Source organism: Halomonas sp. KM-1 (genome assembly GCF_000246875.1).
GTDB classification, from domain to species: domain Bacteria; phylum Pseudomonadota; class Gammaproteobacteria; order Pseudomonadales; family Halomonadaceae; genus Halomonas; species Halomonas aerodenitrificans.
In genome coordinates, this window is the sequence record NZ_BAEU01000156.1 from 1 (window position 1) to 25,131 (window position 25,131).

Below are 25,131 nucleotides of genomic sequence, written 5' to 3' on the forward strand. Positions count from 1 at the left end.
CGGCGTGGACCAGCTTGCCGTCGCGGGGCTTGTGGGCCGCCATCTGCGCTTCCGGGCTCGGCGTGCCGGCCGGGGTCGAAGCCGGCTTGTCGGCCTTGGCCGATGACGGCGCCGCGGCTTTCTGCTCGGTCGGCTTGTCAGCCTTCTTGGAGGCTGGCTTGCTGCCGGCCACCTCGATGTAGCCGATCAGATCGCCTTCGGAGACGGTATCGCCCTCTTTGACGGTGAGCTCGATCAGTTTGCCCTTGTAGGGGCTCGGCACATCCATGGAGGCCTTGTCGGACTCCAGGGTGATCAGCGGATCTTCCTCGTTCACCTCGTCGCCGGCGCTCACGGCGATCTCGATGATCGGCACGTCGCTGGAGCCGGAGAGGTCAGGAACGCGGATCTCGCGGCGCTCGGGTTCGCCGCTCACGGCCTCTTCCTCGGCCGGCGCTTCGGCCTGCTCGGCGGGCTCCGCGGTGGTCTCGACGGCTTCGGGCTCGGGCTCGTGCTCTCCCGAGTCATCGCCGCCCTCGCCGGCAATCTCCATGGTGCCGATCACGTCGCCCTCGGAGACGGTATCGCCCTCCTTGACGGTGAGGCTGACCAGCTTGCCGCCGTAGGGGCTCGGCACGTCCATCGAGGCCTTGTCCGACTCAAGGGTGATCAGGGTGTCCTCTTCCGCCACCTCGTCACCTTCGGCGACCGCCACTTCGATGATCTCGACGTTCTCGGAGCCGCCCAGGTCGGGCACCTTGATCTCGACGGTGCGCTTGCCGCCGCCGCTGGCCTTCTTGGCCGCCGGCTTCTCCGCCGCGGCTTGGGTGGCCTGACTGGATGCCTGCTCGCGCTTGGGCTCGGCGGGCTCGGCCTTCTCTTCACTGCCGGCGTCGCTGCTGCCACCACCCTCCACCTCGAGCTCGACGATGTCGTCGCCCTCGGAGACGGTGTCGCCCTCCTTCACCAGCACGCGGACGACCTTGCCGCCCTTGGGCGAGGGTACATCCATGCTGGCCTTGTCGGACTCCAGGGTGATCAGCGTGTCCTCGGGCTGGATGACGTCCCCTTCGGATACGGCGATTTCGATGATCTCGACGTCTTCGCTGCCGCCGATGTCTGGAACTTTGATGATTTCGCTACTCAAGGTCGCGCTCCTTCCAAATCGTGCCTGGAACAGGCGGGCACCTGCCCGCCTTGCCACCGGATCAGCTCGTCAGCGGATTGGGCTTGTTGGGATCGATGCCGTACTTCTTGATCGCCTCGGCGACGACCTTGCGATCCAGCTCGCCACGATCGGCCAGCGCCTTCAGCGATGCCACGGTGACGAAGTAGCGATCGACCTCGAAGAAATGGCGCAGCTTCTCGCGGGTGTCGGAGCGGCCGTAGCCGTCTGTCCCCAGTACATGGTAGTCGGTCGGCACCCAGGCACGTACCTGGTCGGCGAACAGACGCATGTAATCGGTGGAGGCGATGACCGGCCCATTGCGCCCTTCCAGGCAGCGAGTGACGTGGGGCTTGACCGGCTCGTCGGCGGCGTTGATGAACGCCTCGCGCTCGAGCAGCAGGGCCTCGCGGCGCAGCTCGTTGAAGCTGGTCACGCTCCAGATGTCGGAGCCCACGCCCCACTCCTCGGCCAGCATCCGCGCCGCCTCTTCCACCTCACGCAGGATGGTGCCGGAGCCGAGCAGCTGCACGTGGCCCTTGTCGCCCTTGTGCTCGCGCAGCAGGTACATGCCCTTGATGATGTCGTCGGCGGGCACCTCCTCGAGCTCGGGGTGCTCGTAGTTCTCGTTCATCACCGTCAGGTAGTAGAAGCAGTTCTCCTTGTCGGCGAACATGCGCTTCAGGCCGTCCTGGACGATGACCGCCACCTCATGGGCGTAGGTCGGGTCGTAGCTGCGGCAGTTGGGAATGGTGGCCGCCTGCAGATGGCTGTGGCCGTCCTGGTGCTGCAGCCCCTCGCCGTTGAGCGTGGTGCGCCCGGCAGTGCCGCCGACCAGGAAGCCGCGCGCCTGCAGGTCGCCGGCCGCCCAGGCCAGATCGCCGATGCGCTGGAAGCCGAACATCGAGTAGTAGATATAGAACGGCAGCAGCGGCAGATTGTGGTTGCTGTAGGAGGTCGCCGCGGCGATCCACGCCGACATCGCCCCAGCCTCGGTGATGCCTTCCTCGAGGATCTGACCCTTCTTGTCCTCGCGGTAGAACATGATCTGGCCCTTGTCGACGGGCTCGTACTTCTGGCCTTCGGAGGTATAGATGCCGAGCTGGCGGAACATCCCCTCCATGCCGAAGGTGCGCGCCTCGTCGGGCACGATCGGCACCACCTGCTGGCCGATCTTCTTGTCCTTCACCAGGCCGTTGAGAATCCTCACGAAGGCCATGGTAGTGGAGATCTCACGCCCCTTGGAGCCGACCAGTTGGGTGGCGAAGGTCTTGTCCTCGAGCGACGGGATCGTCAGCGCCTCGAAGTCGTTGCGCCGCTGCGGCAGGTAGCCGCCCAGGCGCTCGCGCTGCAGGTGCATGTACTTCAGCTCGGGCGAGTCGTCCGCCGGCTTGTAGTACGGCACCTCCTTGAGCTGCTCGTCGGAGAGCGGAATGCCGAAGCGATCGCGGAATTTCCGCAGCGCCTCGTATTCCATGGTCTTGACCTGGTGGGCTTCCATGGCGGCTTCGCCCTCGCCGCTGCCCATGCCGTAACCCTTGACGGTGTGCGCAAGGATCACGGTGGGACGGCCGTTGGCGTTGTTCACTGCCTCGTGGTAGGCCGCATAGACCTTGAACGGATCGTGGCCGCCGCGGTTGAGCTTCCAGATGTCCTCGTCCGAGAGATCCTTGACCATCTCGGCGGTTTCCGGGTACTTGCCGAAGAAGTGCTCGCGGGTATAGGCGCCGCCGAGTGCCTTGTAGTTCTGGTACTCGCCATCGACCGCCTCGTCCATGCGCTTCTGCAGGATACCCTTCTTGTCCTTCTCGAACAGCGGATCCCACAGCCGGCCCCAAACCACCTTGAGCACGTTCCAGCCGGCGCCGCGGAAGACACCCTCGAGCTCATCGATGATGCGGCCGTTGCCGCGCACCGGGCCATCAAGGCGCTGCAGGTTGCAGTTGATGACGAAGATCAGGTTGTCGAGCTTCTCGCGGCTGGCCAGGTGAATGGCGCCGAGGGATTCCGGCTCGTCGCACTCGCCGTCGCCCATGAAGCACCAGATCTTGCGATCATGCATGTCACGCAGCTCGCGGGAGTCGAGGTACTTCATCACGTGGGCCTGGTAGATCGCCTGGATCGGCCCCAGACCCATGGAAACGGTGGGGAACTGCCAGAAGTCCGGCATCAGCCACGGGTGCGGGTAGGACGAGAGACCGTCGCCATCGACCTCCTGGCGATACTTGTCCATCTGCGCCTCGGTGAGACGCCCCTCCAGGTAGGCGCGGGCATAGACGCCCGGCGCCACGTGGCCCTGGATGTAGACCAGGTCGCCCTCGAAGTCGCCGTTGGGCGCACGGAAGAAGTGGTTGAAGCCGACGTCATAGAGCGTGGCGGCCGACATGAAGCTCGCGATATGGCCGCCCAGGCCCGGGTGGGCACGATTGTTGCGGATGACCTGAGCAATGGCGTTGTAGCGGATCAGTGAGCGAATGCGACGCTCCATGAACAGGTCGCCCGGCATCGGCGCTTCGCGATGCACCGGGATGGTGTTGCGATGCGGCGTCTTAATCGAGAAGGGTGCCTGCATGCCATCACGACGCAGCCGGTCGGCCAGGCGTGTCAGCAGAAACCGAGCGCGTTCCTCGCCCTCACGATCCAGGACCGACTCCAGGGAATCCAGCCATTCCGTGGTTTCGACCGGATCGAAATCTTCTCTTGCCTCCAGACTCATAGACGTCTCTCCGAGTGACAATGTGATGTCAGATAGCCCCTGGCGGAAGAACGCCGGGACGGGTCGCACTACTGACGATCAGGGGAATGTCATGCCGCGATGCGGCTGTTGTAGTCATTTTACAGAAGCGCATACAACGAATGGCGTAGAACATACCGTAAAGTGGCCTTCCTGCCAATCGAAACGGAATGGAATTTTTTTCCACAATCTGACTATTGCATTGCAACACAAGCTGTTACGTGCCTCGCCGATAGTTTCAATCGAAAATGTCTTGGATGTAATAAAACTACCGTATGATCACTCTATGCCCGGTTTTGCCCCTCGACGTATCGATCAACCCAACGCTTTGAGACACTGGCGGAAATAGGCCCAATCGAAAGCCGGGCCGGGATCGCTCTTGCGCAGCGGAGCGACTCTTGCATGGCTGGTGATGCGTGCGTAGTTCATGTCAGGGTAGTTTAGCTTGAGAGCCTGCGTGACCGCGGCAAGCGTTCGATACTGGCTGTCACGATAGGCATGAACTTCATCGCCTTCCAGCTCGATGCCCACGGTGAAGTCGTTCAGCGCCCGCCGTATCCGTCCCTCTTCGATCCAGCAGGAACGACCGGCATGCCAGGCACGCCGATCGAAAGGCACGAACTGCACGCACTCGCCGTCGCGCCGAATCAACAGGTGGGCGGAAACCCGCAGCTGCGCGATGCTGGGAAAGAAGGGGTGGGCAGCGGCATCCAGCGTGTTGGTGAATAGCTGCTCGATGTACTCGCCGCCGAATTCACCGGGCGGCAGGCTGATCGAGTGCAGCACCACTGCCGACACCTCGCCTTCCGGTCGCGCGTCCTGATTGGGCGACGCCACGCGCCGGACACTCTCAAGCCAGCCTTTCTCGATTCTCATCTCGCTCCCCTGACGTCGCGGACATGGATTCCCTATAATGACGGTCCCGACGCTCCATGAACATGAAAAGGCCCGCCATGCATTACCAGGACGCCCTAGTCGAAGCGATTCGCGAAGCCGCCGCTCACCTGCTGGCCGAGGACGTGGGCCCCGCCGACATCACCGCGCAGCTGATCCCAGAGTCGCAGTGGGCGAAGGCCCGGGTCATCACCCGCGAGCCGGCCATACTGTGCGGCGTGGCCTGGGTCGAGGAGATCTATCGCCGCCTTGATCCCACCATTCAGCTACGCTGGAGCGCCGCGGACGGCGACCGCCTCGAAGCCGACCAGTGCTTCCTCGAAATCGAAGGTCCCGCCCGCCGGGTGCTGACCGGAGAGCGCGCGGCGCTCAACCTGTTGCAGACGCTCTCCGCTACCGCCACCCGCACCCGGCGCTACGTCGATCTGCTCGAGGGCACCGGCGTGCGCCTGCTCGACACCCGCAAGACCCTGCCCGGTCTGCGCCTGGCACAGAAGTACGCGGTGACCTGCGGCGGCGGGCACAACCACCGTATCGGGCTGTACGACGCCTTCCTGATCAAGGAAAACCATATCGCCGCCTGCGGCAGTATCGCCGCCGCCGTCAAGGAAGCGCGCAGCATCGCCCGCGATCTGCCGGTTGAGGTGGAGGTGGAGAATTTCGATGAGCTCGACCAGGCGCTGGCGGCCGGAGCCGATATCGTCATGCTCGACAATTTCACGCTGGACGACATGCGCGAGGCGGTAAAGCGTAACGCCGGCCGGGCGACCCTGGAAGCGTCAGGCAACGTCGATGAGAGCACCCTGCGCGAGATCGCCGCTACCGGCGTCGACTGCATCTCCAGCGGCGCCCTGACCAAGGACGTCAAGGCGATCGACCTGTCGATGCGTATCGTCGAACTGCGAGCAGCTTAGGCTTCGCCTGAAAAGTCGGCGAGCGCAGCCAGTTTTCGGGCGAGGCCTAGGTTTCGATGGCGGCGAGCGGCTTCTCCAACCGCCGCCGCTCGAGCCTCACACCATCCCTCGTCACCCACTCGACGCCGAGGTCCCGCCAGCCGCGCCGCAGCAGGCTCTCGGCCAGCATACGGCTGGCATCGATGGTGGCACGACCGTGGCCGTGCTCCAGCAGCATCCGCTCGGCATACAGCAGCAGCGTCGAGCCGATGCCACGCCGCGCCAGTGAAGGCCAGACATACAGGGTATGGATATGGCCGCCGGGCACGTCGAGTTCCAGGAATCCCACGCAGCGCCCATCGCAGGTCGCCACCAGCGTGGTGTAAAGCGCCTGGCGGGCGGCCCATACGCTGCTCTCTCGCGGCATCGTCGCCGCCCACGCTTCACGCTCCGCCACGCTGTAGTGCGTGGCCGCGCCCTGCATCACGGCATGATGGAAGACTTCGGCCTGATCGGCCCCATCACGGGCCTTGGCCTGACGATAGAGGATCCGCGGCGAGCGGGTCGCCGCGGACGGCGAATCGTTCGGGGTCGTCGTTTCCATCATCTACTCGCGTCTCACATGGCTGTCACGGCAAGCAGGGTACACAAGCTCGCCGCTGGGGCCAATGGCAGGCATAATCTGCGCCATGACCCGCCTACCCCACTCCATGGAAAGCTACTCGATGCAGCCCATCGGCTACATCGAAAGCGATTTTCCCGACAAGTTCGGCGTACCGCGCCAACCCGGCCTGGCCGCGGCGGCGCGCGCCAACCTGGTCCTTGTTCCACCCTATGACGACCCGCTTGCCGTACGCGGCCTGGAGGCCTTCAGCCATCTGTGGCTGACCTTCGTCTTTCATCACAGCCCAGCTCGCTGGACTCCCCTGGTGCGACCGCCGCGGCTCGGTGGCAATGCCAAGGTCGGCGTGTTCGCCAGCCGCAGCACCCATCGGCCAAACCGTCTGGGACAGTCGCTGGTGAAACTAAGTAGGATCGACATAGGTGGGGTCGACATAGGTGGAAACGACGATCGAGCGAGAGTACGTCTAGCACTGACGGGCTGCGATCTGATCAGCGGCACGCCGGTGCTCGATATCAAACCCTACCTGCCCTGGGCGGAGGCACTGCCCGATGCCCGAGCCGGCTACGCCCCCGCCCCGCCTCCGCAGCTGGCGGTGCGTTTCAGCGCTGCAGCCGAAGCGACGCTGGCCACGCGCGCGGATGCCGCCTCGCTGCGCGAGCTCATCCGCCAGGTGCTGGCCCAGGACCCTCGCCCCGCCTACCACCGCAAGAGCGCCGAGGAGCGACTCTACGGCGTACGCTTGCGCGACGTCGATGTGCGCTTCCAAGTAGAAAGCACAGCATTGACTGGAAGGTCAGGGATTCACGTGATCGAAATCGACATCGGGAATTAGAAATTTGACGGTAATTTAAATACCGCGACTACTATTGCTCTAGGAAAGATAATTGTCGACAACCTTACGGTATTGACTCGGCGAAGCCCCGATATGGCGGCGAAAGAAGCGTGTAAAGTGCCCCTGCTCAGAGAAACCCAAGGATTCCGACAAGTTACCCAAGGTGCCAGAGCGATTCTCCGATAGGCAGCGAAACGCAAACTGCATTTTGCCGATATTGGCAAACATCTGCGGTGTCATGCCGGTGTTTTTCTTGAACAGGGTAAAGAAATGCGCCCGCGAAAGACCGCAATGACGGGCGATGCCTTCCATATCCAGTTCCCCCTGGGGATGGTCGAGAATGAACTGGCTCGCCTGACGAATTCGAGCATCGTAGAAGTCGCTGGCAACGCCCACTCGCAGCCTGGAAAGGTGGCGCAATTCGGAATGTTTCTCGGTGATCCCGATCAGCAAATCAAAAAGCAGCTCTTCCAGCCTGCCCTGAGGCACAAAGCCGAAAGAAAACATGGCATCGATCAGCAGGTCCGCATGATCCCGCATACGGGACGTAAGTTCGATGCAGGGGCTGGAAAAGAAGTCGGGGCGACCGCTCAACGCCAGTCCACGCTGCAAGGCCGCCAACCAGCTCGGCTCAATGTAGAGGGCCAGGATCAGAGTGTCGGCGGCACCGCTCTGGTGATCGTAGAAGTGCGGTTCCCAGGCGTTGATGAGCACCGCCGTCCTGTCGGTTAGCGGCAGCCGGCGATCACGCACCGAGAAATAGGTATCCTCCCCGGAAACCTTAAGCAGCACATGGCATTCGGAATGGGCGTGGGGCACCAGCGACTCATCCATGTCCAGCAGGGCAACGCGACCAAACTCGCCATGCAAGATGCGGTGTGCACTCGACATGACGTCCTCGTCAGTGGAAGTGTAAGGCATGCTGATACAAGCCAGCGTACCATCTCTTACTCGCGCCCCGGCCATAGCCAGACCAAAGTCGCATGGCAAGCCACTCAGCGGCCATTATGTCTTGTCCAGGCAAGATCCAATGGCCGGTCCACATCCTGCACGACGCCCGGGTCCTGAACCTCGATCTCGATACAGACATCCCGATGCCGCCGTACCACGCTGCGAGCTCCCTCGTCGCCGGTCAGCTGCTCGAGCGCGCCCCAGAAACAACGGCCGAACAGCACCGGGTGCCCACCCTGCCCCCGATAGAAGGGCCGCACGATCGCCCGATCACTAGCTCTTGAGCACAATAGAGCAAAGGTGGCCTCGCTCAACCAAGGCATATCTCCCAGCATCACCGCCACTGCCGCAGCCTGAGTCTCGTCCCTAAGCATGCGGATACCGGCGGCGAGGCTAGCTCCCATACCCTGTTCTGCCGTCTCGGCAACAAGGGTGCCAATATCCTTGGCAATGCCCAGATGGACGGGATCATCCTCGATGCCCACCACTACCCGAATCTCGCCGAAATGAGGCCGTAGGGTCGCCAGCGTGGCGGCCAGCAGCGGCCCACGCTGTGGCAGGTGCGCCAGGCGCTTGTCGCAGCCGAAGCGGCGCGCCCGACCGGCTGCCAATACCAGAGCAGCGACGGTGTCAGAGGGCATCGCGGGCTTTCCCGTGGTAGACCCGTACGATATCGGCTACCACGGCCAGGGCGATCTCGGCTGGGGTCTTGCTGCCGAGATCGAGGCCGATCGGCATCTGGATGCGATCGACATCGGCCTGGGACAGCCCCCCGGAACGCAGCAGCCGTGTGGCGCGGGCATCCGAGGTCCGGCGCGAGCCCATCACGCCGATATAGAAGGCCTCGGTACGCACTGCCTCGATCATGGCCAGATCATCGATGCGCGGATCATGCGTCAAGGCCACCACCGCGGTTGCCGCATGGCAGCCCCCGGCGGCGATGAAGACTGACGGTAACTGCGGCACCACCGTCACCCCGTCGACACTGAACCCTTCGCACATCTCCGGTCGAGGGTCACAGACGATCACTTCGTGGCCCAACGCCTGGGCGAAGCGAGCACAGGCTTCGGCCACCGGCGAGAGGCCGGCCAGCAGCAGGCGCAGCACGGGCCCGATACGAATGTCGACGGACGCGGGACGGCGCACCACGCATGGCCCCTCGGCAACGTCATCCTCGCGAGCCTGAAAGGAGCCGGCTTCGACATCGACACACCGTACCAGGCGGCACTGCCCCTGCAGGGCCTGGTACAGCACCTCAAGGTGCACCAGCCAGGCGGCGTCGGGGGCACGGTGCTCGATCAATACTTCGAGCACGCCGCCACAGGGCAGGGCGAGACGCCAGCTCTCCTCACGACTTTCACCGTAGCGACGCAAGGTCACCATTCGGTCGAAGTCGCCAACGATGAGTTCCTCGAGAAAGGCTTCTTCGACACAGCCACCGGATAGCGAGCCGACATACTGACCGTCGCGACGCGCCACCAGCATGGCGCCCGGTCCACGGGGCGCCGAGCCATAGGTCGACAGCACGGTGCACAACCAGATGGGGTGGCCGTCGCGGACCCAGGCCAGCGCCTGGGTGATTACCTGATGATCGAGGTCACGCATCGCTCCACCCTCTCATGGCCACCGATGGTGCAGCCGCGTTCAATCGGCCACTTTGGTTGTCTCGGTGTCGGGATCCAGCGTCTTCTCACCCAGCAGCAGGGAGACCGCGATACCGCAGACCAGTGCCCAGAACGGAGCGCTGATCCCCAGCAGGCTGATGTTGCTCATCGCCACCACTAGCGCCACGAAGGCACCGATCTGGTGGCCACGATGGCGGGAGAAGGCATGCTGGAAGGCTGCCAACAGCACGCCGATCATTGCCAGACCGGCCACGCTGCCGATCAGGGCGCTGGGCAACGCCAGGATGAAGGGCACCGCCGCACCGGCAAAGAGCCCGAAGGCACAGAACAGCACGCCATTCACCAGGGTGGCACCATAGCGGGTGCTCTTGTCGTCGCCTGCCTGCTCGGAGGAGCAGATGGCGGTCATCGGCCCGGCGATGTTGGCGTTGTGGCCGCCGAGGAGGCCAGCGAGCATGCCACCGATGCCGCTGATGATGGTCATGGCATTGACCGGGGGGCGGTACTCCTCGGCCAGCAGCACCCCGGTGGCCTGGGCATTCTCGGCCCCGATCACCAGTGCCGCCAGCGGCACGGAGATGGCCAGGAAGGCCCCCAGGGTGAAGCTCGGTGCGGTGAACTGCGGTGCGACGAAGGCGATGTCCACCTCGGCGGGCTGAACGGCCCCCATGGCGAAGGCCACGATGAGCCCCACCAACGCGGCCACCAGTACCGGCGGCACCGTCTTGATGAAGCGTGAGCTGAGGAAGAAGGCCACCACTGCCGTGCCGGCGATCCAGGGTGCGGCCCCCACCGCGTTCACCGCACCGATGCCGAAGCGGATCAAGGCGCCGGCGATCATCGCCATGACGATCGGCATCGGTAGCCAACGCATGATACGCCCTACTACTCCGCTGACACCCAGCAGGAGAACGATAGCGCCGCTCATGATGAAGGCGCCGACCGCCTCGTTGAAGGGAATGGTCGTCAGGGCGGCGATCATGATTGCCGCCCCCGGGATCGAGTAGGCCCCGGTGATCGGCATACGGTAGCGCGAGGCCATGATCAGACTGATCAGACCGCCCAGGAAATAGATGGCAAACAGCCAGGCCACGGTCTGGCCATTGGACAGATTGCCTGCCTCGGCGGCACTGATCACGATCAGCGCCGGCCCCGAGCAACCGAACAGTGCGGCGACGGTGCCTGCACTGATCGACTTGGCCGTGAAGACCCGGGTCAGGTCTTTGAGCAGCGGACGCTTGGCGTCCACTACCGCAGCTGGCGTGGGGCTGACCCCGTTATTGTCGTGTGCTTGCATGGTATCTCTCCGGGGGTTGTTGTTATGTCATTGGGGTACGGGTCATTCACCGGTGAAGACGGCTCGACGTTTGCCATGGAAGGCCTCGACACCCTCGCGGAAGTCGCTGGAGGTTCGCAGCCGGCTGTAGCAGTGGCCTTCCATTTCGATGGCCACCGACAGCGGAGCATCCTCGTTATCGTTGATCAGGCGCTTGGCGGTGCGCTGAGCGAGCGGTGAAAAGCCGCGCAGTTCGTCCACCAAGGCCTGGGTAGCGCTCTCCAGCTGGTCATCGGGCACGCACTCGCTGGCGATACCCCACGCCAGCGCCTGTGCACCGCCGATGCGCTTGGCACGCATCACCATGTGCTTGGTCCGGGCGATGCCGATGATCTTCTGCAGGCGGGCAGAGCCTCCGGACCCCGGGATTTGCCCCAATTTCTGCTCCGGCAGAGCATAGAGAGTCGTCTCGGAGGCGATGCGGAAATCGCAGGCCAATGACAGCTCGAAGCCGACGCCGAAGGTATAGCCACGGTTGACGGCGATCACCGGCTTCGAGCAACGCGCCGGGGCGGCCACGTTGTCGGCGAGCTTCGAGACATGTTCGGGTGATGCCTCGAGGAACCCCTTGATGTCGCCACCACTGGAGAAATGTTCGCCCTCGGCGCGCAGCACGATGACGCGCACGCCGTCATGGGCGTCCAGCACCTCGAACACGCGACGCAGCTCGTCGCGCTGGGGCATCGAGATCACGTTGAGTGGCGGACGGCCGAGGATGATGTCGGCACGCTCGGCATCGGCATCGACCTGGACCCTGAAACCGTCGAAGTCGCTGGCCAGAATGGTATTCACGTCGGTGGTAGTCATGTCTTGGTTCCTTGTCGGTTTGCTGGTCAGTGGGGTTGTGCGCTGGGGTTATCCTGTTCGCGCAGCACGCGGCGCAGGATCTTGCCCACGGGGGACTTGGGAATCTCGTCGACGAAGACGTAGCGCCGCGGGCGCTTGAAACGGGCCAGGCCGGAATCGACGCAGTGCCGATCGAGTGCGCCCTCGTCGAGGGCCTGTCGGACCTTGACGAAGGCGGTGACCACTTCGCCCCACTGCTCATCGGCCAGCCCCACCACCACGACCTCTTCCACCTGGGGGTGCACCGAGAGCACATTCTCGATCTCCACGGGGCTGACGTTCTCGCCACCGGTGATGATCAGGTCGTCGACCCGGCCGGTGACGAACAGGTCGCCGTCGGCGTCGAAGTAGCCGGTATCGCTGGTGAAGTACCAGCCCTCCTTGAGCGCCTTGCGGTCGGCATCGGGGCGGTGCCAGTACCCCTGAAAGGCCTCGTCGCCGGCCATGTCGGCGATGATCTCGCCCTCTTCCCCTACGCCCAGGATCTCGTCCGGCGACTCGGCGCCCACCCTGACCACCCGGATGCGTTGGTTGAGCGCAGGCCGACCCGATGAGCCCGGCTTGTCACTGGCCCGTTGGTCGATGGTGAAGGTATAGATCTCGGAGCTGCCGTAGTGGTTGACGAACAGGCTGGGCTGGAAGGCCTCCTGAACCCGGGCCATCAGCCCCGCACTCATCGGCGCGCCGGCGAAGCCCAGCTTGTCGACGCCGGCTACCCGTGACGGTGAGAACTCGGGGTGCTCGATGAGCATGTGGTAGAGGGTCGGCACCAGGTAGAGGTTGGTGACGCCCTCACCCTCGATGGCGTCCAGCGTCGCCGCGGGATCGAACTTCGGCACGCAGACGAAGTGGCCGTCGATCAGAGCCATCGACAGCAGCGAGCGCACGCCCATGGTGTGATAGAGCGGCATCACGCCGAGGGTGCACTCGTCGTGGCGATAGAGGTTCTGTGCCACATGGGCCAGCGCTGCGGCACGCTCGGCGCGATGCAGGCGTGGCACACCCTTGGGCTTGCCGCTGGTACCCGAGGTGTAGAGCATCAACGAGACATCCTCGGCGTCGGCACGCAATACCAGCTCACCGTCCACACCGAGCAGGGCGTCGAAGTCATGGGCACCGATGTCCTCGACCCCTCCGGCAGTGATGCGTGGTAGCCGCTGTGCCTCGGGACAGCCGTTCACCGCTTCGGCCACCGAAGCGTCATAGGCGAGCGCCTTGACCTCGGCATCCTCGATGCAGTAACTCAGATCCCGGGCCGTGGATCGCCAGTTGAGGGGGGTGACCACGATCCCGGCGAATTGACAGGCCCAGTGCAGGGTCGCCATCTGCCAGCGGTTCTGCATCACCACCAGCAGACGGTCCCCCTTGGCCAGGCCCATCGCTTCGAGGCTCCTGGCCACGCTCTGGATATCGGCGAACCATTCGGCATAGGTCTTGCGTAGCTCGCCATCGGAAATGGCGATCGCCCGGGGGCGACGCTCCACCGAGGCAAGAAAACTGCGACCAAGATCAAACATCGTTGTTCTCCTGTTGACTGTCAGGCACGGCCGCCTCACGGCGCGTCCGGGCCACGTCGAGTACCGCCTGGACCATGCCGGTATAGCCGGTGCAACGGCACAGATGACCCGACAGCATGTCGCGCACCTGGGCCTCGCTGGGGTCGGCCACACGGTCCAGGAACTCCTCGCAGGACATCAGAATGCCTGCGGTGCAGAAGCCGCACTGCAGGGCGTGATGACGCCGGAAAGCCTGTTGCAGATCGGAAAGGCCCTCCTCTCCTGCCAGCGACTCGACGGTGTCGAGCCGCCGCCCCTCGGCCTGTACCGCGAGCATCAGGCAGCTGCGGCTGGCACGACCGTCGACGCGCACCGTGCAGGCCCCGCACACGCCATGCTCACAGCCCACGTGCGTGCCGGTGGCCCCCAGCTCGTGGCGCAGGAAGTCACACAGCTGGGTACGGGGCTCGGCGTAGCCGCTGCGCTCGCGACCATTGAGGGTCAGGATCACGCGAATGCGCTGGTCAGCCCTGGCGTACATGGGCGTTCTCCTCGTTACTTGGCCCGCCGGCGATCAACTCCCGGCCGAGCTCGCGGATCAACTGGCGGCGATAGGCCGCCGTGGCATGGGCATCGTCCTCGGCGCCCAAGGACCAGGCGAGGGCGTTGAGGGCCTCGCTCGGGTCAGCGTGGCAGACGAACTCGCGAGCCACCGGGCGGTCGGCGACGCCACCCACGCCGAGGGTGACGCGGTCGCTGTCGACCACCGCCGCCAGCGCGACAATGGCGAAGTCGCCGTGGCGCATGGCCACTTCGCGGAAGCGGTACTCCGCGCCCGGCCTCGCCAGGGGAAAGCGCACTTCGGTGATCAGCTCGTCCTGACGGCGGTCGGTAGTCAGTACCCCCTGGAAGAAGTCCTCCGCCATGACCCGGCGCGACTTGCCGCGGCGGTTCTCGAGTACCACCTGCCCTCGCAGGGTGGCCAGACACAGCGGCAGCTCGGCGCTGGGATCGGCATGCGCGATCGAACCGCATACCGTGCCGCGGTTACGGGTCTGCCAATGGCCGATCCAGGGCATCGCCTGGGCCAGCAACGGGACCGCCTCGGCGAGACCGGGGTGCTCGAGCAGTTCGGCCTGAGTCACCCCGGCACCCACCGCCAGGTGATCGTCACGCCGCTCGATGTAGTGCAGGTCCTCGATACCCGCGATATCGACCAGCCGCTTGGGCTGGGCCAGGCGCATGTTGAGCACCGCCATCAGCGACTGCCCCCCGGCGATCAGTCGAGCATCGTCTCCAGCCTCATGCAGCCGCTCGCAGGCCTCACGACGGCTCGACGGGCGCAGATAATCGAAAGCAGCGGGTTTCATGAGCGACCTCCCCGGCCGGCGAACAGGCCCTTGAGGCGCTGCCACAGCGACAGTCGTGGTGCGGCGCCGCCCATGCGCTGGGCCAGGCGCGCGAAAATCTGGCCGATGATCATCCGCGAGGCGCTTTGCAGCATGCGCCCGCCCACCGAGGCGACCTTGCCGCCCACGGCAGCGTCGTAGTCGTAGTTGAGTCGTGTCTGGCCGCCCTCGACCTCGGTCAGCCGAATTTGCGCGCTGCCCTCCGCCGAGCCCATGGCGCTGGTGCCGGCCCCGGAGAGCCGCAGACCGTGCGGGGGGTCGAGGTCGGAGAGCGCCACCCGCGCATCGAAGCGCGCGCGGATCATCCCCACGCCGACGGTGACATCGGCGCGGTAGGCGTTCTCGCCGGTAAGCTCCAGGGCATGACAGCCAGGGATGATCGCCTGCAGGGTCTCGGGATCGAGCAGGGTGTCGAAGACCGCCTGGGGGCTGCCCGGCAGCGTCACCGAGTCGCTGGCGGTGAGCCGCGAGCCGCCACCGGCTGCGGGAGCCGTCTGATCCTCGCCCACTCCCTGGGGCCGCGGTGGCTCCTCGATGCCGATCAGCATGCGCACCTTGGACGGCGTCAGCGGCAACTCGATGTCCGCGATGCCCAAGGCGTCGGCCACGGCATTGGCGATGCACACCGGGGTGCTCATGTTGTTGCCCTCACCCACCCCCTTGGCACCCAGCGGGGTGAACGGCGACGGCGTCTCCCTGTGCAGGATCAGTGGTTCAGGCACCTCGACGCTGGTCGGTACCAGGTAGTCGGCGAAGGTGCCGGACTGGAAGCTGCCATCGTCGCCGTAGGTAAATTCCTCCATCAGTGCCGCACCGAGCCCCTGGGCGAAGGCCCCACGCACCTGTCCATCGACCAGATCGGGATTGAGCAGGCGGCCAGCATCATGCAGGGTGACATAGCGATCGAGTCTCACCTGGCCGGTGATGCGGTCGACCTCCACCCCGCAGTAGTCGAAGATGAAGCCGTAGCAGAGCGAGCTGTTGATACGATCGTCATCGTCCGGCGCCTCGAGCTGAGGCGGCGACCAGAACGCCGTCTCGCGCAACCCGCCCGGCTCGTCCTCGGGCAGTGTGCCCGGCGCCCAGTGGGTGGCGCCGGCCAGGCGGCCAAAGGGCATCGACAGCTCACTGTCGTTCACTATCACCTGCCCCTCGGCGAAGCGGATGCGACTGGCCTCCACCTGCCACTGAGCGGCGGCGATACCGGCCAGGCGATCGCGCACCTTCACCGCCGCCTGGTAGACCGCCCCGGCCACGGCGCCTGAGAAGCGGCTGGAGTAGTTGCCCGAGGCGATCGACCAGGCGTCCTTACCGGTATCGAGCTCGACATTGACGCTGATCGACTCAAGCGGCACCCCGAGCACCTCGGCGATCACCTGGGCGACCACCGTGCGATGCCCTTGCCCTTGCGGCGTCGACGAGACATGAGCGCTGACGTCGCCTAGCGGACCGACGCTGATCGTGGCGGTGCTCACCGCCCCGTTCTTGGGGCCGGCCTTACGCCGCTCCTCGGGCGTCATGGCGGTGGTGATATAGCCCATGTTGGAGATCGAGGGTTCCACCGCCACGGTGTAGCCGATGCCGTAGAGCCGTCCCTCGCGGCGGGCTGTCTCACGATGCGCCAGCAGTTCCTCCAACCCACCTTCGTGAATGCCCTGTTCCACAGCGGCGGGATAGTCACCAGAGTCGAGCAATGCTCCGGCAGCGGCCCGATAGGGAAAGCTGCCGGACGGCACCAGGTTGCGACGGATCACCTCGAGAGGATCGAGGTCGAGTTCCACGGCGATGCGCTGCATCAACCGCTCGAGGGCGAAATAGATTTGAGGCCCGCCGAAGCCGCGGTTGAGTCCAGTGGGCGTCTTGTTGGTCAGCGCGACGCGGTTGCGCACGACAAGATGCCGGATCGCATAGGCACCGGTCAGGTTGCCGTGCATGCGGTAGAAAGTGGCCGGTTCCGGCGCACGCAGGTAAGCGCCGCAGTCGTCGACCTGATCCCAGTACAGGGCGGTGACACGCCCATCGCGGGTCACTGCAGCCTCTATCTCGGTCATCCGATTGGTAGCCGAGGAAGCCCCCTGCAGGTGCTCGAGGCGATCCTCCACCCACTTCACCGGAGCGCCGGCCTTGCGGGCGGCCAACCCCATCATCACCACATAGGGAAAGACCCCCTGCTTGATGCCGAAGCTGCCACCGGAGTCCGGCGGGGTACGCAGCCGAAAGCGGTTGCCGGGTACCTTGAGGGCACGAGCCATCACCGTATGCAGCGCATAGGGGCCCTGGAAGTTGGCGAGTACATCGTAGCTGGCACTGGCTGGGTCATACTCGGCGAGCACCACGTAGCACTCCATCGGCGTACAGGAGCTGCGCGGCACGCGCACCTTGAGCGCGACGCGATGCTCGGCCTCGGCGAAGGCCTGCTCGGGGTCGCCATAGCGAAAGTGGCGCTCGCTGACCACATTGCTGCCGACTGCCTCATGGAGCAGCGGGGCGTCGGCTGCGATGGCCGCCTCGGTATCCACCGCGACGGGCAGCGTCTGGTAGTCGACGCGGATGGCGTCGAGGGCGTCCTCGGCGAGGTAGCGACTCTCGGCCATCACCACGGCGAGCGGTTCGCCGACGTAGCGCACCTTGTCGACGGCCAGACACCAGTGCTCCATGGGCTGGCGCACGCCGACCGGAAAGGGCCGCGCCCAGCGCTTGACGTCCTCGCCGGTCAGGACGGCATGCACGCCAGGCATGGCCAGCGCCGGCGAGGCGTCCAGGCCGACCAGCCGGGCATGGGCATGGGGTGAACGCAGCACGGCGGCATGCAGGGTGCCTGGCGCCACCGCCAGGTCGTCGGCATAGCGACCACGCCCCTGCAGCAGGGCATCGTCCTCGATGCGCGGCTGCCGGCGGCCAATTTGGCCCGACTGCCCCTCCCGCAAGGCTGGCTCGAAAGCGTTCATTCACTCCTCCACGATGGCCGTGTCGGAATCGGTTGCCATCTGGAGAGAAGTCTATGGAGTCGCTCGCCGATCGGCCTTGCTCGGCGGGATGGAGTTTGGCCCCATCATCGGCACTTTTACCCGAGAGTCTGAATTGCAACTAAAGGATAAGGAGCCGTCGCCAGTGCACACACACGGCTTTCGAACGCAGGAAGGCGGCCCTTGGGCCGCCTTCCTGTCACGATGCTGGAGTCCCTCGTCAGCAGTGGCTCAGTCGAACTCGACGCCGATACGACGCCCCACCTCTTCGTAGGCCTCGATCACACCGCCGAGGCCCTGACGGAAACGGTCCTTGTCCATCTTGTTGCGGGTCTCGGCGTCCCACAGGCGGCAGCCGTCCGGCGAGAACTCGTCGCCCAGCACGATCTGGCCCTTGAACAGCCCGAACTCCAGCTTGTAGTCCACCAGCAGCAGGCCGCCGTCGGCGAACAGCTGCTTGAGCACCTCGTTGACCTTGAAGGTCAGCGACTTCATCTCGGCGAGCTGTGCGGGCGTGGCCCAGCCGAAGGTCTCGGCCAGCGACTCGTTGATCATCGGGTCGTGCAGCGCGTCGTTCTTGAGGAACAGCTCGAAGGTGGGCGGCGTGAGTTCGCACCCCTCTTCCACGCCGAGGCGCTTGACCAGGCCGCCGGCGGCGATGTTGCGCACCACGCACTCCACCGGAATCATCTCGAGCTTCTTGACCAGGCTCTCGGTGTCGGAGAGATGCTTCTCGAAGTGGGTGGGAATGCCCGCCGCAGCCAGCTTCTCCATAATGAAGGCGTTGAAGCGGTTGTTGACCATGCCCTTGCGTGCCAGCGACTCCATGCGCTCGCCGTCGAAGGCGCTGGTGTCGTCACGGAAATGCAAGACGAGCAGATCGGGGTCGTCGGTGGCGTACACCGATTTGGCCTTGCCGGCGTAGAGTTCTTGACGCTTTTCCATGGGGGTCTCCAGAAGGTGAAGGCAATGACCTTAGCGTGGCAATTCAGCGGATCGCCTGCCACTGCAGCCCGCTGTCCTGGGCGGCAATCGTCAGGCGTGATGCGTCGCCGTCGAGCAGCGGCGTGAGTGCCTCGAGAGCCAGCTCGGGGCGGTTGTTGTGTTCGGACAGATGCGAGCAGACGATGCGCTGCAGGCGATCGAGCCCCAAATGCTGCAGCAGCGCCGCGGCCTGGACGTTGGCCAGATGCCCCCAGTTGCCGCCCACGCGCCGCTTGAGCTGCGGCGGATAAGGGCCGATCTCGAGCATGTGGCGATCGTGGTTGCACTCGAGAATGAGGGCATCGCAACCACGGAATGCCTCGATGACGTGCTCGCTGGGATGGCCCAGATCGGTCAATACACCCAGATGGCAGCCACGGGATTCGAAGCGAAACTGCACCGGCTCACGGGCGTCGTGGGGCACCGTGATCGGGTCGATCACCAGGCTCTTCACGGCAAAGCGCGCCTGCGGCGTGATCCAGTGGCGCTGGGGCACCTCGCCGAGACGCCCGGAGAGCCAGGTACCCGGCGTGAGGTAGACCGGCACCCCATGGCGGCGTGCCAGCGGCCCTACGCCGCGCAGGTGGTCGCCGTGCTCATGAGTGACCAGCACCGCATCGAGCTGGCGCGGATGCACACCAAGACGTGCCAGCCGGCGCTCGGTCTCGCGCAGGCCGAAACCGCAATCCACCAGCACCGAGGTCTCGCCGTCGCTGACCAGGGTCGCGTTGCCCTTGCTGCCGCTGCCGAGCGAGGCAAAGCTGAGCTTGCCAGCGCTCGACAACGGCGTATCGCCCTTGCCTTTCGGCATCAGCGCAGCAGGCCCGACACCCGCTCGAGCAGCTCACGGGCGTCCTCTTCGTTGAAGCGTCGCTCGCTCTCGTTGACGGCCCGCAGGGTGGTGCGTTCGGGACCTTCGGCCTCGAGCACCAGGCGGATCTCCTGGGGCATCTGGCGCACGTCGGGACTCAAGGCGATCTGCAGGAAGCCACGACCACGCTCCGAGACGGTCATGTAGTTGACCAGGAAGTCGTGCTGCTGCGGGTTCTGCTCGAGCAGCTCGCGCCGCCCCTCGACGGCAAAGTCGGCTTGCAACTGGTGGTTCAGTTCAGCCCAGACGCGGTCGACGTCGAGCGGAATGCGCACCACCCACTCGCCGCTGGAAAGCTGCTCCAGTCTCAGGCGGTCTTCGCTGGCGATCTGCTGGCCGGCCAGGGAGGCGGCGCTGGCAGTAGCGCTACGGGCACTGAAGTGCTGTTCCAGCGCATCCAGACAGGCGGCCACCGGACGGCCGTTCAGGTCGCAGCGCACTTCGCTGTCACCGGCGCGCAGCCCTTGACGTACGCTCAGGCGGCCCTGGGCGGTTTCCAGTACGCCGCGCGCATCGTCGCTCGCCTGCACCTGCAGCCCGCGAGCGCGGGTGAAGTCCTGCAGCTGCGGCCACACCATGCCCGGGTCGGCCGCCACCACCAGCCACTGGTCGGTACCGATTTCACGCCGCTCGACGAAATCGCGCTCCACCGCGCCGCCAGAAGCCAGGCGCGTGGGGCTGGGGGCGCGGAAACGATCGTCGCTGGGGCGCAAGCTGCCCTGCGCTTGCGGCACCGGCATGGCGTCGCGATAGCGCTGTTCGTTACGCCCTTCGGGCAATACCAGAGGCGCGCTGCGCTGGGCGCTCACGTAGTCGATGTTGCGGTCGTCGTAGAAGCCTTCGCGGGCGCAGCCGGCCGTGGCCAGGGCGGCCACGGCCACCAGCGGCATCCATTTCAGCGCAGAATTCATGCAGTCACCTTGCAGTCAGGTTCTCAGGGCGGCGGGGCTTCCCACTCGCCTCAATCGTCGATCACGCCGGCCAGTTGCAGGGCCTCGTCCACCGTCGCATGGTATTTGCCGGACAGCCAGGTGAGCGGCAAACGAATGCCCTGGTCGATCAGCCCCATGCGGTGCAGCGCCCATTTGACCGGTATCGGATTGGACTCGATGCCCAGGTTGGTATGCAGCGGCATCAGTCGTGTGTTGATCTGGTGCGCACGGTCGGCATCGCCGGCCACCGCCGCCACGCACAGCTCATGCATGGCCTTGGGCGCCACGTTGGCAGTGACCGAGATGTCACCGTTGCCGCCCATCAGCATGAACTCGCAGGCGGTGCTGTCGTCGCCGGAGTAGAGCATGAAACCGCTGCCCTTGAGCCGTGAAATGAGATCCTCGGCGCGCTCAAGGTTACCGGTGGCGTCCTTGAGGCCGATGATGTTGTCGACCTCGGCCAGGCGCATCACGGTCTCGTTGTAGAGATCGGAACAGGTGCGGCCGGGCACGTTGTAGAGAATCACCGGCAGGCGGCTGCCCTCCGCCACGGCCTTGAAGTGGCGATAGAGCCCTTCCTGGGTTGGCTTGTTGTAGTAGGGGCATACCGAGAGGCAGTAATCGGCACCCACTTCGCTGGCATAGCGAGCCAGCTCAACGGCCTCGGAAGTGGCGTTGGCCCCGGTGCCGGCGATCACCGGAATGCGACCGTCGACCTCTTCCACCACGGCGCGAATCACGTCGAAGTGCTCGGCGAACGACATGGTGGTGGGCTCACCGGTGGTGCCGGCTGCCACGATGCCATCGGTACCGTTCTCCAGGTGGAAGTTCACCAAGCGGCGCAACGCCTCCCAGTCGATGTCGCCATTGGCCTTCATCGGCGTCGCCAGGGCGACGATACTGCCAGTGATCATCCTCTCGTTCCTCTACGCAATAGCACGCAATAGCGCTCTGCCGCACCCACGACCATGGCTCGACACGGCCGCGAGCAAAGGGTAAATGGTACTCAGGCCGCACAGGCCTGTACAGCACGCCGACGGGCTCTTTGACAGCGAACGCCGACCTGCGTGTAATGAAACGCTTTCAAACGACCACAGGAGGCGTCATGACGCTTGCCATCGGACAGCCCGTTCCCGACTTCACTGCCACCGCCACCGGCGACACCACCCTCTCCCTCAGCCAGTTCAAGGGGCGTCAGGTCGTGATCTTCTTCTACCCCAAGGCCAGCACGCCCGGCTGCACCACCGAGGGCGGCGACTTTCGCGACCGCAAGGCCGACTTCGATGCCGTCGACACGGTCATCCTCGGCATTTCCCGGGATGGCATTCGCGCCCAGGAGAATTTCAAGACCAAGCAGGCCTTCAACTTCGAGCTGATTTCCGACAAGGACGAGGAAGTCTGCAAGCTGTTCGACGTCATCAAGCTGAAAAAGCTCTACGGCAAGGAGCATCTCGGCATCGAACGCAGCACCTTCCTGATCGATGCCGAAGGCAAGCTCGCCCGCGAGTGGCGCGGCGTCAAGGTCAATGGGCACGCTCAGGAAGTGCTGGAAGCCGCCCGGGAACTCCACGCCAGCAAGTGAGACAGCGCAAGGGGCGTTTTGCTCCGCCCGGCCGGTGGCCGGGCGGACATTGGCCCATCACTCCTCGGCGGATTGCTCCAGCTCCACCGACTGCTGTGAGTCGTGGTATTGCCGGATGCCCCTTGGCCAGGCATACACCAGCGCCTTGAGCAGCGTCGCCAGCGGAATGGCGAAGAAGATGCCCCAGAAGCCCCAGATACCACCGAAGAACAGCACGGCCACGATGATCGACACCGGATGCAGGTTGACCGCCTCGGAGAACAGGATCGGCACCAGCACGTTGCCGTCCAGCGCCTGGATCACGCCGTAGGCGATCAGCACATAGAGGAACTGCTCGCTCATGCCGAAATGGAACCCCGCCACGGCGGCGACCGGCAAGGTGGCCACGGCGGCACCGATATAGGGCACCAGCACCGAGATCCCTACCAGCACGGCCAGCAGTGCCGAATAGGGCAGGCCGAAGAAGGCGAAGGTAAAGAACGACACCGTGCCGACGATGATGATCTCGACGAACTTGCCGCGTACGTAGTTGGCGATCTGGGTATCCATCTCCTGCCAGATGCGCGTCATCAGCGTACGCTGCTGCGGCAGCAGCGAGAGCGTGAAGTCGACCAGTTGCTCGCGATCCTTGAGCAGGAAGAACACCAGAATCGGCACCAGTACCAGGTAGATGATCAGCGCCAGCACGTTGCCCAGCGAGGCCAGCGAAAGCGTCAGGGCACGCTGACCGAACTGGGTCAGCTCACGCCCCGCCACCGCGATCCACTCCTGCACCTGATCCGGCGTGACCAGGGTGGGATAACGCTCCTGAACGTCATCGAGCCAGCGCTGCCCGCTGGCCACGATACGTGGCGTCTCCTGCACCAGCCCCACGAGCTGGTTCCATATCAACGGCATCAGGATGAACGCCAGGGCCAGCAATACCCCGATGAAGGCCAGGAAGATCAGCGTCACGGCCAGCAGATGGGGCACGCCTTGTCGGGTCAGGGCATTGACCCCGCCCTGCAGCAGAAAGGCGATCACCAGCGCCGTGAGGAAGGGCGCCAGCATGCGGCCGAACAGGATCACCACGGCGAAGCCGAGCACCAGCAGGACCAACAGGATCACCGCTTCCTCGTCCGAGAAGTAGTGCTCGATCCAGCCCTTGAACACCTCACGCAAGGTCATGAAGCGAGCTCCTCGCCCTTGCGCAGCCAGTAGTGGTAAACCTCGCCGCGCTCTTCGCGCTGCAACAGTTCATGAATACTGTTGTCGGCAAAGGTCTCGAAGTCGCGCCAGGAGCCGGCATCGGTCGCCATGATCTCGAGCACCTGGCCGGGCTTCAGCCGGGCCAGCGCCTGCTTCGCCTTGAGCAGAGGCAGCGGACAAGGTAGGCCGCAGGCATCGAGTACATCATCAGGTTGCACAGCCATGTCGTCTCCCGGGAAAATGCCGATGGTTCACGCTGCCTTGCAGGAAAGCGTAAAACCCTTGAGATTTAAAGGCACTTTGCAGGCCGAATCAATGTCGGAGAGAAACCGACCGACGCTTCGAACGAGACTGGCACATGCTGCGCAAGACCCGAACCTGCCTGACCGCTGGCGCTGCCGCCCTGACGCTGACCTTGACCCTGGGCGCTCCTGCCACTGCTACGGACGACTATGGTCTACCCAGCCTGACCGGCACCAGCCAGGCCATGACCGGCGAGGAGTTTCGCCTGGGTCGCGCCTGGCTGCGCCAGTTCCATGCCCGGGCGCCTATCTGGCAAGACCCCATCGCCCAGGAATACGTGGAAACACTGCTGGGCCGGCTGATGCCCCACAGCGGCCTGTCCGATACTCGCTCGGTGGTGGTACTAGTGGACAGCCGGACGCTCAATGCCTTCGCCGTGCCGGGCGGGGTGATCGGCGTCAATGCCGGCCTGTTCGCCTTCGCCGATGAGGAGGATGCAGTCGCCTCGGTGCTGGCCCACGAGCTGGGCCACCTGTCGCAGCGTCACTATGCCCGCGGCCAGGCCCGCGCCGAGCAGACCCAACTGCCAGCCATGGCCGCGATGCTGGCCGGCATGCTGATCGCTGCCAGCGGCGGCGGCGATGCCGGCATCGCTGCCGCCATGGGCTCTCAGGCCGCCTTCATTCAAGATCAATTGGCCTACTCGCGGCGCTTCGAGCAGGAGGCCGACCGCCTCGGCCTGCAGACCATGGCTCAGGCCGGCTTCGACCCCGAAGCCATGGTCAGGATGTTCCGCGCCATGCAGCGTCAGGTGAGCCTGCAAGGCGGCAATCCGCCGGAGTTCCTGCTCACCCACCCGCTGACCGAATCGCGTATCAGCGACGCCGAAGCCCGCGCCTCGCAGCTTGAGGCCATCCGCCCTCGCGAGGGCGACCCGAGCTACCACCTGGTGCGCGCCAGGGCCCTGCTGGCGGTGAATCAGCGCGATCCGCAGCAGGCGGCGACCCGCCTGGCCCAGGGCGACGTCCCCCAAGCCGTACGGCGCTACCTGGACGCACTGATCGCCGCCCACAACGGTCAGACCGATACCGCCCTCAGCCAGCTCGATGCCATCGCCCGGGAGTTGCCCGACCTGGCCATCATCCCTGCCAGCGCCGCCGACGTGGCCTTCCAGGCCGGTCGCTACGAAGACGCCATCGAGCGCAGCCGACGCATCCTGCGACTGATGCCGGGCCACATGCCGGCCACCCGCACCCTGGGCGAGGCGCTGCTGCAGCATGACCCCAACGAAGCCTATCGCATCCTGCGCGACCTCTCCGAGCGTCGCTCCGAGGATCCGCAGGTCTTCGCCCTGCTTGCCGAAGCCGCCGGGCGTAGCGGGCGTGAGGCCTGGGGGCATCTGGCCCGGGCCGAGCACATGCAACTCACCGGGGACATCCAGCGCGCCATTCGCCAGCTCGACGTGGCGCGTCAGGTTGCCGAGCAGAGCGACGACGGCAACGCCCTGGCGCGCATCGAACAGCGGCGCGAGGCCTTTGTGGGGTACCGCGAGACAATGGAAAAATTCAGGTAAGGAGACA

23 protein-coding genes are annotated in these 25,131 nt (G+C 65.0%); 4 read left to right on the plus strand and 19 right to left on the minus strand.

The window, feature by feature from the left end:
* From B8115_RS20415 to ampD, 3 genes are all read right to left on the minus strand, one after another.
* On the minus strand, positions 1 to 1,126 hold a 1,126-nt coding region (locus tag B8115_RS20415), incomplete at its 3' end, for a biotin/lipoyl-containing protein (RefSeq protein WP_010629714.1).
* A 61-nt stretch (positions 1,127 to 1,187) separates the two neighbouring features.
* Positions 1,188 to 3,860, minus strand: coding sequence for a pyruvate dehydrogenase (acetyl-transferring), homodimeric type (gene aceE, locus B8115_RS20420; protein WP_010629715.1), 2,673 nt, complete (start codon positions 3,858 to 3,860; stop codon positions 1,188 to 1,190).
* 333 nt (positions 3,861 to 4,193) lie between these two features.
* On the minus strand, positions 4,194 to 4,754 hold the full coding sequence (ampD, locus tag B8115_RS20425) for a 1,6-anhydro-N-acetylmuramyl-L-alanine amidase AmpD (RefSeq protein WP_010629716.1): 561 nt from the start codon (positions 4,752 to 4,754) through the stop codon (positions 4,194 to 4,196).
* Between the two features lie 77 nt (positions 4,755 to 4,831).
* Here ampD and nadC point away from each other — a divergent pair, with 77 nt between their 5' ends.
* A complete protein-coding gene (nadC, locus tag B8115_RS20430; protein ID WP_010629717.1) occupies positions 4,832 to 5,686 on the plus strand; it encodes a carboxylating nicotinate-nucleotide diphosphorylase in 855 nt (284 codons plus the stop codon).
* A 46-nt stretch (positions 5,687 to 5,732) separates the two neighbouring features.
* Here the strand turns inward: nadC and B8115_RS20435 are convergent, their stop codons facing one another.
* Positions 5,733 to 6,269 carry a GNAT family N-acetyltransferase gene (locus tag B8115_RS20435; protein ID WP_010629718.1) on the minus strand — a complete coding sequence of 179 codons (537 nt, stop codon included), beginning with the start codon at positions 6,267 to 6,269 and terminating at the stop codon, positions 5,733 to 5,735.
* An 85-nt stretch (positions 6,270 to 6,354) separates the two neighbouring features.
* Here B8115_RS20435 and tsaA point away from each other — a divergent pair, with 85 nt between their 5' ends.
* A complete protein-coding gene (tsaA, locus tag B8115_RS20440) occupies positions 6,355 to 7,122 on the plus strand; it encodes a tRNA (N6-threonylcarbamoyladenosine(37)-N6)-methyltransferase TrmO (RefSeq protein WP_035591783.1) in 768 nt (255 codons plus the stop codon).
* 39 nt (positions 7,123 to 7,161) lie between these two features.
* On the opposite strand, the gene B8115_RS20445 is transcribed toward tsaA, so the two are convergent.
* The 13 genes from B8115_RS20445 to dapA form a co-directional block, all read right to left on the minus strand.
* The gene (locus B8115_RS20445; protein WP_010629720.1) at positions 7,162 to 8,013 is read right to left on the minus strand and encodes an AraC family transcriptional regulator; all 852 of its coding nucleotides are present in this window, start codon (positions 8,011 to 8,013) and stop codon (positions 7,162 to 7,164) included.
* 104 nt (positions 8,014 to 8,117) lie between these two features.
* On the minus strand, positions 8,118 to 8,714 hold the full coding sequence (locus B8115_RS20450; RefSeq protein ID WP_010629721.1) for an NTP transferase domain-containing protein: 597 nt from the start codon (positions 8,712 to 8,714) through the stop codon (positions 8,118 to 8,120).
* Positions 8,704 to 9,678 (minus strand): XdhC family protein, encoded by a 975-nt coding sequence (locus tag B8115_RS20455; RefSeq protein ID WP_010629722.1) that lies wholly within the window; start codon positions 9,676 to 9,678, stop codon positions 8,704 to 8,706. Before B8115_RS20455 ends, B8115_RS20450 begins: the two co-directional genes overlap by 11 nt.
* Positions 9,679 to 9,717: 39 nt before the next feature.
* On the minus strand, positions 9,718 to 10,995 hold the full coding sequence (locus B8115_RS20460) for a benzoate/H(+) symporter BenE family transporter (protein ID WP_010629723.1): 1,278 nt from the start codon (positions 10,993 to 10,995) through the stop codon (positions 9,718 to 9,720).
* Between the two features lie 42 nt (positions 10,996 to 11,037).
* Complete coding sequence (locus B8115_RS20465) at positions 11,038 to 11,841, minus strand: enoyl-CoA hydratase/isomerase family protein (protein ID WP_010629724.1); 804 nt, start codon at positions 11,839 to 11,841, stop codon at positions 11,038 to 11,040.
* A 26-nt stretch (positions 11,842 to 11,867) separates the two neighbouring features.
* Positions 11,868 to 13,397, minus strand: a complete 1,530-nt coding sequence (locus B8115_RS20470) for an AMP-binding protein (RefSeq protein WP_010629725.1) — start codon at positions 13,395 to 13,397, stop codon at positions 11,868 to 11,870.
* Entirely contained in the window at positions 13,390 to 13,917 is a 528-nt protein-coding gene (locus B8115_RS20475; protein ID WP_010629726.1) for a (2Fe-2S)-binding protein, read from the minus strand. Before B8115_RS20475 ends, B8115_RS20470 begins: the two co-directional genes overlap by 8 nt.
* Positions 13,901 to 14,746: a xanthine dehydrogenase family protein subunit M gene (locus tag B8115_RS20480; RefSeq protein WP_010629727.1), complete on the minus strand. Its 846-nt coding sequence runs from the start codon at positions 14,744 to 14,746 to the stop codon at positions 13,901 to 13,903. The genes B8115_RS20475 and B8115_RS20480 overlap by 17 nt, the downstream gene beginning before the upstream one ends.
* Positions 14,743 to 17,733: a molybdopterin cofactor-binding domain-containing protein gene (locus B8115_RS20485; protein WP_010629728.1), complete on the minus strand. Its 2,991-nt coding sequence runs from the start codon at positions 17,731 to 17,733 to the stop codon at positions 14,743 to 14,745. Before B8115_RS20485 ends, B8115_RS20480 begins: the two co-directional genes overlap by 4 nt.
* Before the next feature lie 249 nt (positions 17,734 to 17,982).
* Positions 17,983 to 18,696, minus strand: a complete 714-nt coding sequence (gene purC, locus B8115_RS20490) for a phosphoribosylaminoimidazolesuccinocarboxamide synthase (RefSeq protein WP_010629729.1) — start codon at positions 18,694 to 18,696, stop codon at positions 17,983 to 17,985.
* Positions 18,697 to 18,739: 43 nt separating this feature from the next.
* Positions 18,740 to 19,546, minus strand: a complete 807-nt coding sequence (locus tag B8115_RS20495; RefSeq protein ID WP_010629730.1) for an MBL fold metallo-hydrolase — start codon at positions 19,544 to 19,546, stop codon at positions 18,740 to 18,742.
* Entirely contained in the window at positions 19,546 to 20,517 is a 972-nt protein-coding gene (locus B8115_RS20500) for a hypothetical protein (protein WP_026038272.1), read from the minus strand. The genes B8115_RS20495 and B8115_RS20500 overlap by 1 nt, the downstream gene beginning before the upstream one ends.
* 50 nt (positions 20,518 to 20,567) lie before the next feature.
* Complete coding sequence (gene dapA / locus B8115_RS20505) at positions 20,568 to 21,452, minus strand: 4-hydroxy-tetrahydrodipicolinate synthase (protein ID WP_010629732.1); 885 nt, start codon at positions 21,450 to 21,452, stop codon at positions 20,568 to 20,570.
* A gap of 191 nt (positions 21,453 to 21,643) precedes the next feature.
* Here dapA and B8115_RS20510 point away from each other — a divergent pair, with 191 nt between their 5' ends.
* Positions 21,644 to 22,120, plus strand: coding sequence for a peroxiredoxin (locus B8115_RS20510; RefSeq protein ID WP_010629733.1), 477 nt, complete (start codon positions 21,644 to 21,646; stop codon positions 22,118 to 22,120).
* A gap of 57 nt (positions 22,121 to 22,177) precedes the next feature.
* Here B8115_RS20510 and B8115_RS20515 read toward each other — a convergent pair whose 3' ends face one another.
* Positions 22,178 to 23,287 carry an AI-2E family transporter gene (locus tag B8115_RS20515; RefSeq protein ID WP_010629734.1) on the minus strand — a complete coding sequence of 370 codons (1,110 nt, stop codon included), beginning with the start codon at positions 23,285 to 23,287 and terminating at the stop codon, positions 22,178 to 22,180.
* A complete protein-coding gene (locus B8115_RS20520) occupies positions 23,284 to 23,532 on the minus strand; it encodes a sulfurtransferase TusA family protein (RefSeq protein WP_010629735.1) in 249 nt (82 codons plus the stop codon). Before B8115_RS20520 ends, B8115_RS20515 begins: the two co-directional genes overlap by 4 nt.
* Positions 23,533 to 23,666: 134 nt before the next feature.
* Here B8115_RS20520 and B8115_RS20525 point away from each other — a divergent pair, with 134 nt between their 5' ends.
* Positions 23,667 to 25,124: a M48 family metalloprotease gene (locus tag B8115_RS20525; RefSeq protein ID WP_010629736.1), complete on the plus strand. Its 1,458-nt coding sequence runs from the start codon at positions 23,667 to 23,669 to the stop codon at positions 25,122 to 25,124.
* Positions 25,125 to 25,131 lie beyond the last annotated feature (7 nt).